The 18,226-nt window shown below is 40.5% G+C and carries 15 protein-coding genes; 5 read left to right on the top strand and 10 right to left on the bottom strand.

Annotation, left to right across the window (positions count from 1 at the left end):
* Nucleotides 1-8: 8 nt before the first annotated feature.
* The 3 genes from ACFN7Z_RS05050 to ACFN7Z_RS05040 all read right to left on the bottom strand — a co-directional run bounded on the left by ACFN7Z_RS05050 (nt 9) and on the right by ACFN7Z_RS05040 (nt 5,150).
* On the bottom strand, nt 9-1,553 hold the full coding sequence (locus ACFN7Z_RS05050; protein WP_010327171.1) for a hypothetical protein: 1,545 nt from the start codon (nt 1,551-1,553) through the stop codon (nt 9-11).
* Between the two features lies 1 nt (nt 1,554).
* On the bottom strand, nt 1,555-4,326 hold the full coding sequence (locus tag ACFN7Z_RS05045) for a type VI secretion system Vgr family protein (protein WP_010327172.1): 2,772 nt from the start codon (nt 4,324-4,326) through the stop codon (nt 1,555-1,557).
* 200 nt (nt 4,327-4,526) lie between these two features.
* Complete coding sequence (locus ACFN7Z_RS05040) at nt 4,527-5,150, bottom strand: cation transporter (protein ID WP_010327173.1); 624 nt, start codon at nt 5,148-5,150, stop codon at nt 4,527-4,529.
* A 76-nt stretch (nt 5,151-5,226) separates the two neighbouring features.
* Between ACFN7Z_RS05040 and ACFN7Z_RS05035 the strand changes: the two genes are divergently transcribed.
* The 3 genes from ACFN7Z_RS05035 (at nt 5,227) to ACFN7Z_RS05025 (ending at nt 7,790) form a co-directional block, all read left to right on the top strand.
* Nucleotides 5,227-5,658 carry a Cd(II)/Pb(II)-responsive transcriptional regulator gene (locus ACFN7Z_RS05035; protein WP_010327174.1) on the top strand — a complete coding sequence of 144 codons (432 nt, stop codon included), beginning with the start codon at nt 5,227-5,229 and terminating at the stop codon, nt 5,656-5,658.
* Nucleotides 5,659-6,120: 462 nt separating this feature from the next.
* Nucleotides 6,121-7,521, top strand: a complete 1,401-nt coding sequence (gene yegQ / locus ACFN7Z_RS05030; protein WP_029575076.1) for a tRNA 5-hydroxyuridine modification protein YegQ — start codon at nt 6,121-6,123, stop codon at nt 7,519-7,521.
* 14 nt (nt 7,522-7,535) lie between these two features.
* Nucleotides 7,536-7,790 carry a YfhL family 4Fe-4S dicluster ferredoxin gene (locus ACFN7Z_RS05025; protein ID WP_010327176.1) on the top strand — a complete coding sequence of 85 codons (255 nt, stop codon included), beginning with the start codon at nt 7,536-7,538 and terminating at the stop codon, nt 7,788-7,790.
* Nucleotides 7,791-8,076: 286 nt separating this feature from the next.
* Here the strand turns inward: ACFN7Z_RS05025 and ahpF are convergent, their stop codons facing one another.
* The 7 genes from ahpF to ACFN7Z_RS04990 form a co-directional block, all read right to left on the bottom strand.
* Nucleotides 8,077-9,642 carry an alkyl hydroperoxide reductase subunit F gene (gene ahpF, locus ACFN7Z_RS05020; RefSeq protein WP_010327177.1) on the bottom strand — a complete coding sequence of 522 codons (1,566 nt, stop codon included), beginning with the start codon at nt 9,640-9,642 and terminating at the stop codon, nt 8,077-8,079.
* Between the two features lie 169 nt (nt 9,643-9,811).
* On the bottom strand, nt 9,812-10,738 hold the full coding sequence (locus ACFN7Z_RS05015; protein WP_010327178.1) for a hypothetical protein: 927 nt from the start codon (nt 10,736-10,738) through the stop codon (nt 9,812-9,814).
* A 33-nt stretch (nt 10,739-10,771) separates the two neighbouring features.
* The gene (locus ACFN7Z_RS05010; protein ID WP_010327179.1) at nt 10,772-11,905 is read right to left on the bottom strand and encodes a toxic anion resistance protein; all 1,134 of its coding nucleotides are present in this window, start codon (nt 11,903-11,905) and stop codon (nt 10,772-10,774) included.
* A gap of 19 nt (nt 11,906-11,924) precedes the next feature.
* The gene (locus ACFN7Z_RS05005) at nt 11,925-12,713 is read right to left on the bottom strand and encodes a hypothetical protein (protein WP_010327180.1); all 789 of its coding nucleotides are present in this window, start codon (nt 12,711-12,713) and stop codon (nt 11,925-11,927) included.
* 313 nt (nt 12,714-13,026) lie between these two features.
* Nucleotides 13,027-13,431, bottom strand: coding sequence for a nucleoside diphosphate kinase regulator (gene rnk / locus ACFN7Z_RS05000; protein ID WP_004696044.1), 405 nt, complete (start codon nt 13,429-13,431; stop codon nt 13,027-13,029).
* A 170-nt stretch (nt 13,432-13,601) separates the two neighbouring features.
* Nucleotides 13,602-14,855: a serine hydroxymethyltransferase gene (glyA, locus tag ACFN7Z_RS04995; RefSeq protein WP_004982454.1), complete on the bottom strand. Its 1,254-nt coding sequence runs from the start codon at nt 14,853-14,855 to the stop codon at nt 13,602-13,604.
* A 156-nt stretch (nt 14,856-15,011) separates the two neighbouring features.
* Nucleotides 15,012-16,256, bottom strand: a complete 1,245-nt coding sequence (locus tag ACFN7Z_RS04990; RefSeq protein ID WP_010327182.1) for an alpha/beta fold hydrolase — start codon at nt 16,254-16,256, stop codon at nt 15,012-15,014.
* A 491-nt stretch (nt 16,257-16,747) separates the two neighbouring features.
* Between ACFN7Z_RS04990 and ACFN7Z_RS04985 the strand changes: the two genes are divergently transcribed.
* Together ACFN7Z_RS04985 and ACFN7Z_RS04980 are read left to right on the top strand one after the other, a co-directional pair.
* The gene (locus ACFN7Z_RS04985) at nt 16,748-17,446 is read left to right on the top strand and encodes an exonuclease domain-containing protein (RefSeq protein ID WP_010327183.1); all 699 of its coding nucleotides are present in this window, start codon (nt 16,748-16,750) and stop codon (nt 17,444-17,446) included.
* An 89-nt stretch (nt 17,447-17,535) separates the two neighbouring features.
* Nucleotides 17,536-18,132, top strand: a complete 597-nt coding sequence (locus ACFN7Z_RS04980; RefSeq protein WP_010327184.1) for a hypothetical protein — start codon at nt 17,536-17,538, stop codon at nt 18,130-18,132.
* Nucleotides 18,133-18,226 lie beyond the last annotated feature (94 nt).

Below are 18,226 nucleotides of genomic sequence, written 5' to 3'. Positions count from 1 at the left end.
TTATATTCCTAATTACATACACCTGTAATATTTCTTGCAACAGTTGTACCTACATAATTACCAGCAAAACCTAGACCAACTCCCCCAATTACAGCACCGATACCTGCCCCGATAACTCCACCTATACCGATAGATGTTCCCCCTGTTACAGGTGCTAATATCAAGCCAATCTCTGCTCCCGCCAACGCACCGAGCTTTGCACCACCAGTAGCACCTAGCCCTCCCATTAAGATTCCTCCTCCTATATTTGCTGTCTCTACTGTCGCTACTTTAATCGTATAGGCTGTATCCCCTGTCTGTGATGCTCCATAAACCTTCACTGCGGACTCTGCGATATAAAAATACAATACTAACTTCATACCAAGTTTAAGGCTTATGGTTGCCCGTCCAATCGTCTCCATCATTTTAACATTGAGCTTTAATCCCCCCATGAAATCTGGGGCTTTTACGCCTGATGTGTCTCTCACAATATTTTTTAGGGTTTTTGCAAACTCTTTATTATCTTGTAATCGAACAAAATTACCAGCAATCGTTTGTTCAATACGTTGATACAAATGATAATTTTTTCTTTTAAAATCAGCATTATGCTTTGGATTGCCAAGTTTGGTCTTTCCTTGTGCTTCAGTACTATAAGCTCTTTGAAGGGCAGTTATATCATTATTTAATTTAGCTAATAGTTCTTGATTCAGCCGTTGCAGCTTATGATCATCCATCTTATGTTTAGTTTGATCAGAATAAATAGCAGCAGCATTAGCAGATTCAACTTTTTGATTCAGGGCTACATCACCACAATAGCTTTCTTTATGTCCTTCCACAGTTTTAAGATAGTCAACTCTAGCAATCTGAACTTGCTGAGCTAAAGCTATATAATCCATTAAAAGTTCAAAATTATTTGCAAAGAATTTAGGATCAAATCCATTCTGCGTACATAGAAATTGAAATACTCTTTCAGCCTCTAATGCTAACTTTTTATACTCTGTTAGTTCAGGTGAACTCTTTTTATTTGTAATAAGAACAATCTGACCAGGTTTAATTTTTTTACTCAAATTTAAATCTTGTAGATCACTAAGGTGAGCATTAGCATGCCTGAAAATATCCCGTTCAGTATGATTTGGTACTTTTTTATAAATTTCTCTTAACAACTCATCAAACGTTTGTTCTTTCTTTATCAGCTTCCACCCAACTTCGGCACCTTCTTTTATATAAACTTTTTGGATTTTATTTTCATCAATAGGGGAACTTTTTGCTTGATGGTACTTAAACTTGACCTCTGTAAATTTTCCGCTTTCAGATTGTGCTAAGTGTGGGAGGATTGCCCCCTGATACCATTTACCATCTAAGAAAATATCAACTTGAACAACCGCAGTATCATAGTTAACCTCAATTTTATGGGTTTTCATAAACTTATTGAAATATGTCAGCTTAGATACATAGGTAGATTTGGCTTCTGATGTTTTAGCTGTAATCACATATTTCAAACGTGGCAAAGCAATATGTTTTGGAACATTCGTTAATGCAGCTTGTATAATCTTAGGTTGAGGATACTTTGCCATCTTAGTTATCCAATTTCTTTATTTTGTTATTGATTGCATGTAGATAGTAATTCTCTTGCTTGTCAGTGACAAATGCCTGTGTCAAACCATTTGCATCTGTTTTTCCATAGCTTATATGTCCATCATCATTCATTAACATGTAAAAAGTGAAAGGCAGCAACTCTTGGGTTTCAGTATCCCTCAATTCAAATTGTATTTTGTGTAACCCCGATTTAGGTATTAAGGGAATGGTTGCATGAACACTTTCCCCATCCAAAAACTGATGTTGCCCTGCTTTGACCTCAAACTTTCCAGCAGTGGTCGGTAATACCCCTGCACCACTAATCTCAATTTGACTACCACCAGCAGTTAGCACGATTTTCTTATTGGCCTTAATTTCAATTTGTTCTTCCGTGGAAATAATTTGAATGTCTTTCCGCGCAATGACATCGAGTGCATCACCTTGAGCCTGTATCTCAACCTTACCCTTGCCTGCATAGGCTCTTAGCCCGTCCTGTGCTGCAAAGAGACTGATTTTCTCACTGGCATGTGCAATCAACGATTTCTGTGTAGAAAGGTTAATACTCTCCCCTGCACTTTGGCTGATTTGACCATCAGCTGAGAGATAAAGGTCTTCATTACTGCTGACAGCAACTGAGTTCGGTGCAGAGAGAATCATGATGGCTTGTTTAAATGCATCTGCCTTGTTTTGATCATGTTGTTCAATCTGTTCTAAGAAGCCTTTTAAGTTCTCTAAAACTTCTAGTGGATCTGTCTGTTGATTCTTCGCCACTTCACTTAAAGCTTGGCTATTGTTTAAAGTTCCTTCAAGTTGTTGTTTGGCAGGTTGAGCATTCAGATGTGTACCTGCAGCTTGATCTTGTTTATGGCTACTGAGCAGTAATCCCTCGCCTGCTCGAATCGCGCCCCATTGATCAGTTCGAAGCTCGAAGCCTTCTCCTCGTCCTTCACTTGTCTCCGTTTCTTTGGGGTGGCTGAGGTTACCGAGGTTTAGCTGAGTTGCCCCATGACTACTTTGTAGTTGAGTCGAGATTTGACCTGTGGTGTCATCGAAGCGGAGTTGGTTATAGCCTTCACCCCCTATTTCTTTAGAGCGAATCCCTGCCAGTTTCTTGGTCTCTGGCAATTGACCTTTCTGATCAAATTTCGTTGGGCTGCGCTGCGCTTCATGAATCCGTCCAACCACAAAGGGACGGTCAAGATTGCCATCAAAGAAATCAATCACCACGATTTCACCAATGCGTGGTAAAAAGCGTGCGCCATAGCCCTCACCCGCCCATGGGGTCAAGACATCAACCCATGCCGAGTCTGTATCATTGTCATTGGCGCCTGCACCGCCATCATGGCTGTGGTCATCGTTGCGGGTAAAGAGGAAGCGAACTTTGATCCGTCCCCATTCATCCACATGAATTTCTTCGCCACTTGGTCCCACGACTTTGGCACGCTGTGGGTGTGTGGCTGGTCGGTGCTCTATCGGGTTATAAACTGGAACGGTCGTGATGTGACGACGCTGTAAACTTAGGTGGTTGGCTTGGCGTTCGCTTGGCACTGCGCTGGTTTTGAGTGACCATTGGCTTTGTTTCAGTAAATGCTGAATTTGCTCACTCAGATCTTTGGGCAAGTTGTTTTGATTATAGAAAGTCTTGGTCGTGATCAGAAATTCTTTGTCTGCGTCACTGTGTTGATCAAGTTCAGGATGTTCATGTAACTCAAACCAATACCCCACTTGGGCATCACGTACGGTGCTCTGTGCAGTGAATTGTTTCGCCTGTTGGTTGTAGACATTACTCAGGGTTTGATTGAGTTTTTCAATTTGGCTGTTTGATGCTGCTGTCGCCTGATCTTCTCCATTTAAATCTTGCATCCATGCAGGGCTAATATGCCACGCTTGTTCTAAGCTGAGGCTAGCATTGTCTTGCTGTGTACTGTGTTGATGTTGGCTTTGGACTGAACCTGCGCCTTCTTCTTGACTCAGGTGATCGGCTTGCCAACGTTGGATATGGACTGCAGTGGGTTGCAGGCTGCGCTGTGCACTCAGACTGATGATGCTATCCTGTTGTTCGGTAGCACTAGAACGATGAAAACGAATCTGTCGACGCTTTAAGGCTTGAAACTGACTGTTGTCATCCAAGAGTCTAAGTTTTTGGGCTTGAATCGGATGACGAGTATGAGGTACATAGAGTTCAGCTTCATCAATCAGCCAGTTGATGCCTTCACTGCGCCAGAGCCGTGTTAGAAAGTCATAATCGGTTTCATTTGACTGCATGATGAAGGGACGAACATCGGTCTCTGTATTTAAACCAGAAAGATCAAGACTGAGGCTAGCAGCAAATAGCGGACTTTTGCTCTGCCATTCCTTAAAGAGTATTTCACTGACATCTCGCACACTTTTATTCATAAACACTCGGCTGTTGCGACGTTTATGCCAAAGTGCCGTTGCGTCTTCTAAGCGAAGTTTGTACAGGGTCAGTGCACCATCACTTTGTCCTTGTTCGGCGTGGGTGATGATCCCTGTACTGCGAAATAATGTGCCTTGGTCTGTGACCTGATCGACCGCGACTTGTACCCCGATAAATTGTTTGAGTGGAATCAGGGCATTGGTTGAGAGGCAGATCAATTCAACGTTTAAACCTTGGTTTAATGCATGTGTGCCTTCAATATGCTGCAAAAAGGTGTCATGATTTAATGCAGCATGTGAAAATTGTGCATGAATGGCACGTTTTTGTGCGCTTAACCCCAATTGCTCAAGCACTTGAGTGATTGTATTTATCATCGTCTATATTTTTAAAAAGTAAGTTTCAGTCATCATTGATCGCAAACAGCGATCATAAATTAGGCGCCATTATAGCCAGATCAATCCGACAAATGAGCAGAGTTTTATTCTTATTATGTAAACAACATAATGCTCCGAGCAACTGCGGAGCATTTTTATGGAAAATAATTTCACTTTGATTAAGAAATTTAGCGTTTTTCTTAATTCTCGAGCTGTAATCTACGCTCAGATAATGCTTTGCTCACCACTTGATAACCTGCAGTCATACCTAAAGTCGCCATAATGCCTGCCACGATTATGTCTGGCCACAAACTACCTGTACCAAACACACCTATTGCAGCAAAAATAACCGCAACATTTCCAATCGCATCATTTCGGCTACAGAGCCAGACCGATTGCATATTAGAGTCACCTTCTCTAAAGGCATATAAAATGACGGCACAAACCACATTCGCAAGCAAAGCAATCACACCAATCACCCCCATGGTCATAGCTTCAGGTGGAATTCCCAAAGCATAGGCATAGATCACTTTACCAATCACCACCAAGCCAAACAACGCCATGGTCATGCCTTTGAGCAGTGCCACTGTCGCCCGCCAATACAAACTCGCACCAAGCACCGCAAGTGAAATACCATAGTTGACTGCATCACCAAAGAAATCTAAAGAATCGGCCCATAAGGATGATGAATGTGCATAAGCTCCACCAATAAGCTCCACCACAAACATGGCTAAATTGATCAATAAGGCAATCCACAATACCGTTCTAAACTTACTATTTGGCTTTTGCGGTGCGGGTGCACAACTGCAAGAAGAACATGCCATATACACAACCTCTATCCAGACCTAATCATTTTCTATTATGATTAAAAACTATGGAGTCGCTCTAAGGTCAAGCAAAATGAATCAACAAAACTCATCTCCTGTTTATTTGATGAAAGACTTAGTCCATAAAACAGGATTAAGTGCCGATACCATTCGTTTTTATGAAAAAAAGCATTTATTAGAGCCTTCTTTTCGCGGGGACAATAACTATCGCTATTATCAAGATGATGCACTTAAACGACTCATTTTTATCAAACGTTGCCGCGCGCTAGATATCTCACTCAAAGAAATTGAATACCTGATTGAACTGGAACAAAAGCCTCAACAAGACTGTAGTGCGGTCAATCAACTGATCGATGAACATTTAAAACAAGTCGAACGAAAAATCATTGAATTGCAAAAATTCCAGATACAGCTACAACAGCTTCGACAGTCCTGCTCAACTCAATCAACCATTGATGATTGTCAAATTCTAAGACATCTTGAAGCAGGACTTACAGATGCATAAAACACATCAACGTAGAATTTAGAATATGGGTATTACTCAGTTTTGCTACCTATTTACTTGAACCATTCGTGGGCAATGCAGGATTTTTATCCTTATTTTATTTAATTTTTTTATAAATTCACAAATAAAAGAATCTAGCTTCACATCAAATCTAATAAAATAATCCCTAATTATTTCGGATAAAAGGCCGCAAAGAACTCTAGCTTTTTGATGATTAGCGCCTCAGGTAATTTTTATATAACCGATCTTTTACTTTATAAAACAAGGATATTTAAATTTACTTCTATCCTTAGCCACATAAAACCATAGATCTAGATATTTATCATTAAGCACTCAAATCCAGCGTTTGAACATGTAATTTTCGCGTCTATAACCGTTTAAATTCCGAGTTGTTTACTAGGTTGAATCTATTTTTTAAAGCCCTACAATAAACCCATATTTTTTTTATGCCTTAGTTTAATCATGAGCATTCATCACGTTACTGAACTTCTTTCTCCTGCAGGTTCGCTTAAAAATATGCGTTATGCATTTGCCTATGGTGCAGATGCAGTCTATGCCGGACAACCTCGTTACAGTTTACGTGTGCGCAATAATGAATTTGATCATGACAATCTGGCTATCGGCATTCAAGAAGCGCATGACTTAGGAAAAAAGTTTTATGTGGTCGTCAACATTCAACCGCATAACTCGAAACTCAAAAACTTTATTCGCGACCTCACACCTGTGGTTGCGATGCAACCCGATGCCCTGATCATGTCGGATCCAGGCCTGATTATGATGGTACGCGAGCATTTTCCAGACATGGATGTGCATCTTTCCGTTCAGGCCAATCCAGTCAACTGGGCTACTGTGAAGTTTTGGAAAAATATGGGACTGACTCGTGTCATTTTGTCCCGTGAATTATCCATTGATGAAATTGAAGAAATTAAGCAACAAGTGCCTGACATGGAAATTGAGGTTTTTGTGCATGGTGCGTTATGCATGGCGTACTCAGGACGTTGCATGCTTTCAGGCTATATGAATAAGCGTGATGCCAATCAAGGGGCATGTACCAATGCTTGCCGTTGGGAATATAAAGTTCATGAGACTACGCAAGATGAAAATGGTGATGTGATCCCAGTCCAAAATCTGAATACAGACTCCAATTGCTGTTCAAGCCCTGATGCTGATGAACTGCATATGCAAGCACAGCATCAGTTCGATGAACCCGTATTACTACAACGTAATGAAGAAGACATGTTTGCTGCTGAAGAAGACGAACATGGCACTTACTTTATGAACTCAAAAGACTTGCGCGCGGTGCAGCATGTTGAGCGCTTAACCCAAATGGGGATACATTCTTTAAAAATTGAAGGACGTACCAAGTCTTATTTTTACTGTGCGCGTACAGCACAAATTTATCGCAAAGCCATAGATGATGCGCTCGCCGGTAAACCTTTCGATTCCTCACTCCTGACACAACTCGAAGGTCTGGCCAACCGTGGTTATACCGAAGGTTTTTTACGTCGCCACGTGCATAGCGAATATCAAAATTATGAAAATGGTTCATCCAGTTTTGACCATCAACAATACTGCGGTGAAATTTTGGAGCGCAATGGCGATTATCTGAAAGTCGATGTCAAAAACCGTTTTGTAGTGGGTGATGTGCTCGAACTCATGACCACTTCAGGCAACATCACTTTTGAACTAACAGAAATCCTCGATAAAAAAGGGAATCCAATACTTGAAGCGAAAGGCTCAGGTCATGTGGTTGAAATCCCAGTTCCTGCTGATGTCGACATGCACTATGCCCTGCTCATTCGCAACTTACCGCATTCAAGTACCGACATTTCAGCGCCTGCCTTGGCTTATGTTGCAAGCTGACTGGGGTTAATGCCATGGCACTACGAATAACGGATGCATGTATTAACTGCGATATGTGTCTTCCTGAATGTCCCAATACCGCTATTTTTGAAGGTGATAAAATTTATGAAATAGACGTCAACCGCTGCACCGAGTGTGTTGGTTTTTATGATACCCAAACCTGTGTGGATGTTTGCCCAATTGCTTGTATCGAGCAACATCCAGAACACGTTGAAACACAGCAACAATTGTTAGAAAAATTTAAAGGATTGAAATTATTTAACATCTAACCTTGGGGAAAGTAGAAAAGAAACCGAGTACTGACCACACTCAGAGTTTCAAAACAAAAACTGGGCAAAGAATAACAATAAACAAAAACTAAATGAAAAAGCCAAAGTGACTGGGGAGCACTTTGGCTTTTTCTTTGTACAAAATATTTGCTTTAAACGAAAAAAAAGGAACTGAGCTGTTAGCGACTCAGTTCCTATCAAGGGTAAAACCAAAGATCAGCGATACAACATAAAGGGAAAAAGCCAACGTATATTTTGGGAGAGCGTTGGCTTTTTCATTTCACACTTACAGCCCAGAACGAATAATATAATCAAAAGCAGATAGAGATGCTTTCGCGCCTTCACCTGTGGCAATGATGATTTGCTTGTATGGCACAGTCGTACAGTCACCTGCGGCAAATACACCTTTGACATTGGTTTCGTTGCGATCGTTAATCATAATCTCATTACGGTTTGAAAGCTCAACAGCAGTCTCTTTTAAGAAATCAGTGTTTGGTAATAAACCAATTTGCACAAAGATTCCTGCAAGCTCAACCGTATGTTCTACATCAGTTGCACGGTCTTTATATTTCAATGCCGTCACTTGTGAACCATCACCCACAACTTCGGTCGAGAGTGCATTCAGGATCACCGTAGTGTTAGGCAAGCTATGCAATTTGTCTTGCAACACTTGGTCGGCACGTAGTTTGGTATCAAACTCAACCAAAGTTACATGTTCAACAATCCCAGCAAGATCAATCGCAGCTTCGACACCTGAGTTCCCCCCGCCAATTACTGCTACACGTTTGCCTTTAAACAGTGGACCATCACAGTGTGGACAGTAGGCAACACCACGAGTACGGTATTCTGCTTCACCCGGCACATTCATTTCTCTCCAACGTGCGCCTGTTGAAAGGATTACCGTTTTAGATTCAAGCTTCGCACCATTTTCTAAGGTGACTTCAACCAAGCCATTTGCTGCCTCATCTGCACCTTTGATGTTAGAAACACGTTGTAAGTTCATGATGTCCACACCGTACTCACGTACATGTGCTTCCATTTCAGCAGCAAACTTCGGCCCTTGGGTCTTTTGAATCGAGGTGTAGTTTTCAATGTCCATGGTATCCATGACTTGACCACCCATACGTTCAGCCACAATCCCGGTTTTAATGCCTTTACGCGCAGCATAAATGGCTGAGGTATTTCCCGCAGGACCACCACCAATCACTAAAACATCAAAAGCATCTTTGGCATTGAGTTTTTCAGCTTCTTTGGCAGCGGAATTGGTATCCAGTTTGGCAACAATCTCTTCCAAGGTCATACGGCCTTGACCGATATGGTTATTGTCTTGGAACACCATTGGTACAGCCATGATTTTGCGTTCTTCAACTTCATCTTGGAAGAATGCACCATCAATCATGGTTGCTGTCGTGCCCGGATTGTAAATAGCAATCAGGTTCAACGCTTGCACCACGTCTGGACAGTTATGACAGCTTAAAGAGACAAATACGTCAAAGTTAGACTGGATGCCCAAAGCTTTGATTGAAGCCAAAACTTCATCCGATACTTTGGGTGCATAACCAGAGGTTTGTAACAATGCCAAGATCAAAGAGGTAAACTCATGTCCCATTGGTAAACCCGCAAAGAAGACACGCGGCTGTTCACCGGCTTTTGCTACACCAAAGCTAGGTGCACGTGAGTTTTGACCATCAAAACGTGCAGTCACCAGTGGAGACAGTGCTGCAACTTCTTCAACCAATTCTTTAATTTTGTCTGATTTCTCAGAACCGTTCAAAGTCGCAACCAATTCAATCGGACCTTCTAGGCGTTCAAGAAGTGTTTTTAATTGAGCTGAAGTATTTTGATCTAACATTGTTAAGCTCTCCAAAGCAGTCTATAAATTTATTTGATAGAAGAATCATAGAGTAAATCTAAAAATAGATAAAACAGTTTGTTTTTATTTTAATAATCGGTTTTATAGATTTAAAGATATTCATCATAAAAAGTCCCATTAAACGCAGGACTTTAAATGAAGTCAAAGCTTAGGATTCACTCTGCATCCGCTGTTCAATTCTTAAAGTTCTGGCTTTTAACTGACGCGTCAGACCAAACAACACAAGACTCAGCACTGCCATCAGTAGCATCAAGATAAGCGAGAAGAATTGCATGACCTTAGTGAACTGCGCTGCTTGCTGAACTTGTTTTTCTACACTTGCAGCCATCGGTGTGAGTGTTTTGCCATAGAGTTGATGCTGCATCGTCCATAACTGTTCAGGCTTAAACCCATATTCAATAAAATGTGAATCGTTTTTTTCTGCTTGGACCAGAGCAAGCACATGCGGAATGGCTGCATTTTTATCGACAGGTTGATGTAACAATGCCGTTTGCGCAAGCAAATAATGTTTTACGGGCATTTGAATTTGAGACTGCTGCAAATACTGCGCTATTTCACTTTGCTGAATATTTTTATCGTAGTGTACGATTTGCTGAAAAGCCTCGCTTTCATCATCTTTTAAATCATATTGCACATAAGTCAGCCCTGACCAAAGCAGAATAAAGGCAATCAGCCATGCCACAAACTTCAGTATAAAAGATTGAAAACGTACATAGAAAAAATGAATTTTCCGTGCATAGTGCACCAGTATGAATGCTCCAATAAAAGACACCATAATCTTGACTACAAGCCAACCAAACCATGACAGCAAATTCAGAAAATAATCTGGCTGTTGTCCAAGTGATGCTAAATTTGCATCGACACTCATGGGCATATGTAGTTGCTGTATTTCAGCGCTCAGTCCAAAAAAGCTATAGACAAAATCAGGTTGTAGAAAATAGCTAATGCTGGAGGCAATAAACAAGGCGGCACTCAACATACACCATAAACTCAGTTTACGTTGACGTTGTTTGAGTGCAACCACGCCTTGTTCAATGTGCTGAGGCTGAACAACATACTCATCTAAGGAAGGCAAATACTTCTCCTCTATCGACCACCCACCTTGGCATTAAGATGGTGTCGTACGATTAGAACTTGAGTCTAAAACCAGTTGATTCAAATTGTCCTGCAAACTACGCAAACGTGTGGTTGCTTCAGCACGTTTCTGCATCCCTTCTTTTTGTATTTGAATCACATCATTTACTGTTTTAATGAGGGTGTTTTGTACATGTTCAAGCGTCTCAATATCAATCACTGAACGTTGATTGGCTTTTGCTGTATCTACTGAGTTTTGATGTAACAAATCAGCATTGCGCTTCAACAAGTCATTGGTCACATCGTCAATGGTATTGGCCAACTGCACACTATTCTTCTGCTCATTTAAAGAAATCGCCAGACTAATTTGATTTTTCCATGCAGGCAATGTGATGTTTTTAATCGCATAAAACTTATCGACCAACATCAAATTATTAGACTGGATAATACGAATCATCGGTAATGTTTGCATGGCTGATTGTTGTAAAACCTGCAAATCACTTACACGTTTTTCCAAATTATTGGCTAAATGATTGAGGTCGTAAACTCTCTGCGTTGTGGTTTGGTCTTGCGCCTGTGCAGTCAGTGTTGAGATTTCCTGCTGAATTTCATCCTGTTTCAACTGACCCGCTGCGATATACACACCGAGCTGTTTATATTCACTTTGTACACCATGAAACATCCGATCGAGTGTATCAACGCGTGCTTTTAAACCAGACTGCGATTTTTCAATTTCTTTCACCAAAGTATCTATTTGTTCTTTGGTGGTATTAAAGTGCATATCAATATTATTCTTTGCCCCTTTAATTTTGCTCATCAAGCCACCGAAGAAACCTGAATTTTTCTTTTTATTTAAGATACTTGAGGTATTAAGCTGTTGTGCGACTTGTACCACCTGATTCAGCTTTTGCCCTGTTTCATCAAGGTCCTTGTTTTGCACTAAATTTAACAATTCATCGGTATATCCTGAAGTTTGTGTCGCAATATTTTTACCATACTCCGCCACGGCGTTATGGTTGATTTCTGCCAACTCTTTCCGTGCTGCCAAGACCGCATTGAAGTCATCTTGTTGCAAGCCAATTTCTTGCAAATTTAACTGTTGAAACTTATGTTCAATCACTTCGGTGGTTGGCTCTACCACAAGACTGTTTTGTTCTGAGTTGGTCATAATTCACCTAATCTATTTCTTAAAGTGTTGGTTTCTGTAGTGATTTTTTTAAGGTACGAATCAATTTTTCACGGCTATTATCGAGCTTTTCCAGTTCAATTGTCGAGCTTGATTGCTGCGATTGTTTGACATGATATTGCCATGCTGGGATCAAGACCTGCTGCGCTTCTTTAAAACGATCTAACAAACTCAATGAAAGCTGCTGAGACAACTGCATTTGTGTAATCGCAATATCATTACTGCTTTGCAAAGTTTGTAAACTATTTATTTTCTTGGATAAACGTTCTGCAAAATTATCTAAAGGATGTGCATTCTTCACAAATTTAGGATATTCCATTAAAAATGCTTCAGCCGCAGATACATATTTGGCCATTTGCTCACGTAAGCCTGTTAACTGCTGATAACGCGCCTGTGACTTTTGAATTTCAATTTGTAATTTTTGGCTGAGATGATTGGCTCGATCCAACAACTGATCCAGTTTTTTATAGTATTCAACTTGGGTTGAACCATATTCAATATCAATTCCCAGCCACTTTTGCAGCCCATTAAATTTGCGCTTCTTCAAGTATTTTTTTGAGTCAGCCAGTGACTGTATCAGTTGCTCAATGGTCTGACTCAACTGTAAAGTGAGCTGCGGGTCCACTCCATTTAACAGCACAGACTGTGCTTGAATGACACTATCTGCATAATGATTGAGACGATATTGATCGTTCAGCAACGGAACCAAATCATTACGCTGGATACTTAAAAGTTCATCTGAATTGACTGGTATATTCCTTAAAGGAACAAGAACGTCAATTTGTGCCATAGTGCTTTAACCCAATAAAGAAATTGAATAAAATCATTTTTATAGTACAGCTTTTATGTCAAATAACATGTAGATTTTTGCAAAAATGCTGTGACATCTTTTGTGCCGTAGAAATTATCACGAAGGTTATATCTGTTATTCAGTACTCTATTCGTACTAGGACTCAAACCTATTGAGTAGAAATAAAAGATCCAATCAATACATACTCTATTTTTATCTTCTGTGGAGTTACAATCCTTTATGAAACAAAACGCATATTTGAAGTCATAAAAAAGCCATGATCAACATGGCTTTAAAATGGGGTGTTTCGAAATTATAAATAATCTCCTTCACGCTCAGGTTGATAAACCACTTTTTCAATTTTGACTTTCATCATTTGACCATCTGGCTGCGGCCATTCAATTTCTTGACCTTCAGCTAAGCCAAGAATTGCTGCACCAATTGGGGCTACAACATTGACCTGTCCCTTCTCGCCTTTAAAATCATGCGGATAAACCAAAGTAATTTCAGATGCTTCTGTAGATGGCGCAATGGTCAGTAAAACTTTTGCATTCATCGTTACCACATTGGCAGGCATATCTTGTGGAGCAACAACATCGGCGCGTGCCAACTCTTCTTCAAGCAACTGCATGGTCGGTGTAAGTTTAGGCTGATGTTCTAACATCGTTTCTAAACGATGAAGATCCTGCTCAGAAATGATAATTGCTGGGTTTGCCATGTGCTGCATTCCTATTTGAATACGGTATGAATAAAATTCTTATTAAAAATAATTTATTAGCCTATAACTTCTGTTATATCAGAAATGCAGTCTAAATTACATTTCAACTGATTTTGATTTTTTAATGCTATAAAAAAAGCCCCCTTGAGGGGGCTTTCTCAAGTCAGAACTTAGTTTGCGTAAACAGGAAATTTCGCACAAACAGCTTCAACTTTCGCTTTAACAGCGTTAATCACAGCTTCGTCACCTTTGCTGTCTAAGATATCAGCGATCCAGCCAGCAAGTTCACGTACTTCAGCTTCGCCGAAACCACGAGTCGTCACAGCCGGTGTACCAATACGGATACCAGAAGTCACAAATGGTGAGCGTGGGTCATTTGGTACAGCATTTTTGTTCACAGTAATGTGAGCTGCACCTAACCATGCATCTGCTTCTTTACCTGTTACATCTTGCTTAATAAGAGATAACAAGAACAAGTGGTTTTCTGTCCCGCCAGAAACGATGTCATAACCACGAGCAATAAGAACTTCAGCCATTGCTTGAGCATTCTTCACTACTTGTTGTTGGTAAACTTTGTATTCAGGAGCCATTGCTTCTTTAAAGCAAATTGCTTTAGCCGCTACCGCATGAACCAATGGACCGCCTTGGTTACCAGGGAATACAGCTGATTGTAATTTTTTCTCAATTTCTTCGTTTGCTTTCGCAAGGATTAAACCTGAACGTGGGCCACGAAGTGTTTTGTGTGTAGTGGTTGTTGTTACGTCAGCAATTTGAACTGGGCTTGGGTAAACACCAGCAGCAACTAGACCAGCAACGTGAGCCATATCTACAAATAGGTAAGCGCCAACTTTATCCGCGATGTCACGGAAACGCTGCCAATCTACAATTTGGCTATAAGCAGAGAAACCAGCTACGATCATACGTGGCTTGTGCTCAACTGCTAAACGTTCAACTTCTTCGTAATCAATCTCGCCAGTTTCAGGGTTTAAACCGTACTGAATTGCGTTATATGTTTTACCAGAGAAGCTAACTTTTGCACCGTGAGTCAAGTGACCACCGTGAGCCAAGCTCATACCCAAAACAGTGTCGCCTGGGTTAAGAAGGGCTAAGTAAACAGCAGAGTTTGCTTGTGAACCTGCATGCGGTTGAACGTTTGCGTAATCTGCACCGAAAAGCTCTTTAGCACGGTCAATCGCTAATTGTTCAATCACGTCTACATATTCACAACCGCCGTAGTAGCGTTTGCCTGGGTAGCCTTCAGCATATTTGTTTGTAAGTTTTGAACCTTGCGCTTCCATTACTGCTGGAGAGCAATAGTTTTCAGAAGCAATCAGTTCGATGTGCGCTTCTTGGCGAGCATCTTCATTTGTGATTGCTTGCGCGATTTCTGGATCAAATTCAGCAATTGAGATATTGGCAAACATTAGCGAGGTCCTATGAAATTAGGGCTTTTAAGCCGTGCTAAGATTGGCGCGTATTGTAGCATGAAGTTTATAAATTTCGAGAACGAACTTTACGCAGTTTTAAATAAAAAATCGCTCACGAAGCAGAACTCCATGAGCGATTTGGGTCAAAGCAAATTACTGAATTGGCATGAGAGTTTTGACATCGTCAACAATATCATCGATATTTTCACTAAACGATGTGGTATGGGTCCATTTCGTCGTTTCACTGTCATCAGTCACATAACGAATATTGTTTCCAGCTTGAGAAGCTCCAGCATATAAAATATTCGTAATCGCTCTTGGAACAGTCGTGTCATTGGTGCCTTGATAAATAATAATTGGCGCTGTTTGTTTGACCTTCAAAGGCTGAGATGTGTTATCTAAAAAGTTTTTTATGACTGGCAAATCTAGAAATCCTGTTTTTGGGTAATATCCATTTAATGTGTTATAACCAGTCGCTAAAGCCCACATTTCCGTATAGTAATTTACAGAAACAGTCCCTGAACATGCCGATTCAGCTGTTCGTGCAATACGGGCTGCTTCAGACTCAAACACTTGCCCGTACAAAGTTATATTGGGTGGATTTTGCATACCTGCAGTGATGAGTGCAGCATAGGTATTCAGTGAAGTATAAGTAGCAACCTGTTGAGTTGCTGGCAAATTTGCAACACTTGCAGCCCCCACTTGAAAGATCGTTTTTAAATTAGACGCAGGTGCAATCGCAACTGTCCCTTTATAATCTAACTGCGCGCGACTTTGATATTCACCAGCACCTAAAGCAGCATGACCGCCCTGTGAATGCCCAACCGTCACCCAGTTTTTTGAAACCGATTTACCTTGCTTGGTTAAGTAGTCACGTGTTGCAACTACTGCATCTGTAATCGAAAAAGCTTCACTTTTTAAATTAAGATAAGGATGGGCTTCTGTACCACTTGGCTCTCCCAGTCCTTCGTAATCGGGAGCAACAACAACATATCCCGCGCTAAGTAACTCATTAATCATCGATTTTACATCAGGATCCATAGAAGATTTACTTGGCGCGCAAATATCAGCAACACCAGTAGTACCATGTGCCCACACCACTATTGGCCAACCTTTCGCCGGAGCTACTGTTTTAGGAGTAAAAAGCAATGCAGTTGCGCGAGTTTCTTTATTGTCCTGACCCAGCATTTTATAAGTCATGACCACACTTTCACCAGCCGTAGCTGACATATCTGTAGCTGTATATGCTGTTGGCGTAGTTACGACTGGATTAACAATATTATTTTTAGGAATCCCATCATCCACACCAACAGAAGTTGAATCGCCATCCCCTCCTCCACAGGCTGTTAAAACAAGCATAGAACTACTGACGAACACGGCCAATATATGTTTTTTCATCTTAAAATTCCTTAATGACATTTTTTCTTGTTGTAACGATTCAAATCACTTGAATAGATTAATGATTTACGCCTCAAAATGACGCATGGCAAGACCAGTTACGAGAATGATACAAAGTGAACATTGTCTGCAAATGCACACTCACCATTGTTATAAAAACTGGTCATTGGAATTTAAAATAAATCCTGATCCCACAACTGAATTCAGGCAGTGAGCTCTTCTCTAGTCTTTGTTTGAACCGAATCCCAAAGAATTATTTTAATTTTAAGCAATCATTTTCCTTTTCAACCCGCCTAAATAAATCGATAAGTAGCTTCCAACTTTTCCCTTGCTTAATAAAGCCTGATCTCTAATCACCTAGCTTCACCAGATGATTTAAACACCATCACTGCACAAAATCAGCGAATAAACCACAAATCTGGCAGTCATAGGCTGTCTTGATAGTCTTGAAAATGATAAATTTATTCAGCTTTTAATTTTCGGATATGCACATGCAAGCCATTATTCTCGACACAGAAACCCATACCCTAAATGGTCAACCCATTGAGATTGCATATGCACCGATTGAAATTACAAATGGCAAATTAAGCCTAGACAAAAGCCAAGTATTTGATCAGCTCTATACCGTCGATGAACCAATCTCATTCGCAGCGATGGCTGTGCATCATATTTTAGAGTCAGACCTCGTTGGGAAGCCCCTCTATACGACCTTTAAACTACCCGCCGAAACGCAATACATCATTGGTCATAATATTGATTATGATATTCGTGCTATCGAAAAATGTGGTGTCGATACTTCTCATATTAAAGCGATTTGTACACTCGCCCTTGCACGTTTGGTCTGGCCTGATGCTGAAGCCCACAATATTTCAGCACTCATTTATATGATTTCAAAAGGCAGTGAAAAAGCCCGTGAAATGATTAAAAAGGCCCATCGTGCCGATATGGATATTATTTTAACAGCCAATATTTTAATGCATGTGGTTCATCAATTAAAAATAAACAGCATGGAGCAGTTATTTGCTGTCTCTGAAGATGCTCGTATTCCGCGAGTCATTAATTTTGGCAAGCATCGCGGAACAGCGATTGCCGAACTCCCTGCTGACTATATTCAGTGGTTAATGCGTCAAGATGAACTCGATCCTTACTTACGTAAAGCTTTAGAGAATACGAGCATTAAAACGCTCTAAAATGTATTGTCATAAATTCTTAATATTGTTGTAATTTTCACCCTGTATGTTCAGCCTTAATTTATTTGTTCGGGGGAGTAAATTAAGGTATGAATCATTATCAAAAAACAGCATTAGGTTTAGATGCTTTACAACAACGTCATATCCCACTCAATGCGCGTCAAAGACGACTATTGGTTTTAATTGGTACAGAAGATTTTGAACAATTGGCTGATCAGTTCAAACAACGCATTGCAACGCCTGAAATCCTCGAACAATTAATTGAATTGGGTTTAATTCATTCCACACAAACATCTCGCGTCTCTAGCTCAATACAACCGTCATCGGAGGCTCAATCATCGACGTCTGTACTCGAAAATAGTCAGAATAACGTCAATCCAATAGATTTAGACAGCAAAGCGCAGACTCCTGCACCACCCGCTCCTACACAAAGCCCAGCCCCACCACTTAAAGCTTATAGCTTTGAAGAAACACGCGATTTGATGATGAGCTTATTACAATGTTATTGTGGCTTAATGGCAAAACAACTCATTCTTCAAATTCAATCGGCGACAGACTTACACAGTCTCAAACGCTGCCAAATGCAATGGATTACGACGTTACAGGAAAGTCGAATAGAACCCACAGTACTCAACCAACACTTACAACAGATCAATCATTCACTGTTGCGTTTGCAGGCAGCTTAAATAAATTCAACGAATAATTGAGTCTTAGTTAAGATTTAAAGACTACAAGTTTTATATTTTCTTCAAGCAATAAATCTTAACGTCTTTCATCGAC

Origin of the sequence: Acinetobacter sp. P1332 (assembly GCF_044057475.1) — a bacterium.
GTDB lineage: Bacteria > Pseudomonadota > Gammaproteobacteria > Pseudomonadales > Moraxellaceae > Acinetobacter > Acinetobacter johnsonii.
Note: the sequence above shows the minus strand (reverse complement) of the source record. Positions and strands in the feature narration are given on the sequence as shown.

Bases quoted from the DNA above. Each gene is read 5' to 3' on its own strand.
- ACFN7Z_RS04990 (WP_010327182.1), bottom strand. From the start codon at position 16,256: ATGAAAAAACATATATTGGCCGTGTTCGTCAGTAGTTCTATGCTTGTT.
- ACFN7Z_RS05025 (WP_010327176.1), top strand. From the start codon at position 7,536: ATGGCACTACGAATAACGGATGCATGTATTAACTGCGATATGTGTCTT.
- yegQ (WP_029575076.1), top strand. From the start codon at position 6,121: ATGAGCATTCATCACGTTACTGAACTTCTTTCTCCTGCAGGTTCGCTT.
- glyA (WP_004982454.1), bottom strand. From the start codon at position 14,855: ATGTTTGCCAATATCTCAATTGCTGAATTTGATCCAGAAATCGCGCAA.
- ACFN7Z_RS04980 (WP_010327184.1), top strand. From the start codon at position 17,536: ATGAATCATTATCAAAAAACAGCATTAGGTTTAGATGCTTTACAACAA.
- ahpF (WP_010327177.1), bottom strand. From the start codon at position 9,642: ATGTTAGATCAAAATACTTCAGCTCAATTAAAAACACTTCTTGAACGC.
- ACFN7Z_RS04985 (WP_010327183.1), top strand. From the start codon at position 16,748: ATGCAAGCCATTATTCTCGACACAGAAACCCATACCCTAAATGGTCAA.
- ACFN7Z_RS05035 (WP_010327174.1), top strand. From the start codon at position 5,227: ATGAATCAACAAAACTCATCTCCTGTTTATTTGATGAAAGACTTAGTC.
- ACFN7Z_RS05040 (WP_010327173.1), bottom strand. From the start codon at position 5,150: ATGGCATGTTCTTCTTGCAGTTGTGCACCCGCACCGCAAAAGCCAAAT.
- ACFN7Z_RS05045 (WP_010327172.1), bottom strand. From the start codon at position 4,326: ATGATAAATACAATCACTCAAGTGCTTGAGCAATTGGGGTTAAGCGCA.
- ACFN7Z_RS05005 (WP_010327180.1), bottom strand. From the start codon at position 12,713: ATGGCACAAATTGACGTTCTTGTTCCTTTAAGGAATATACCAGTCAAT.
- rnk (WP_004696044.1), bottom strand. From the start codon at position 13,431: ATGGCAAACCCAGCAATTATCATTTCTGAGCAGGATCTTCATCGTTTA.
- ACFN7Z_RS05050 (WP_010327171.1), bottom strand. From the start codon at position 1,553: ATGGCAAAGTATCCTCAACCTAAGATTATACAAGCTGCATTAACGAAT.
- ACFN7Z_RS05010 (WP_010327179.1), bottom strand. From the start codon at position 11,905: ATGACCAACTCAGAACAAAACAGTCTTGTGGTAGAGCCAACCACCGAA.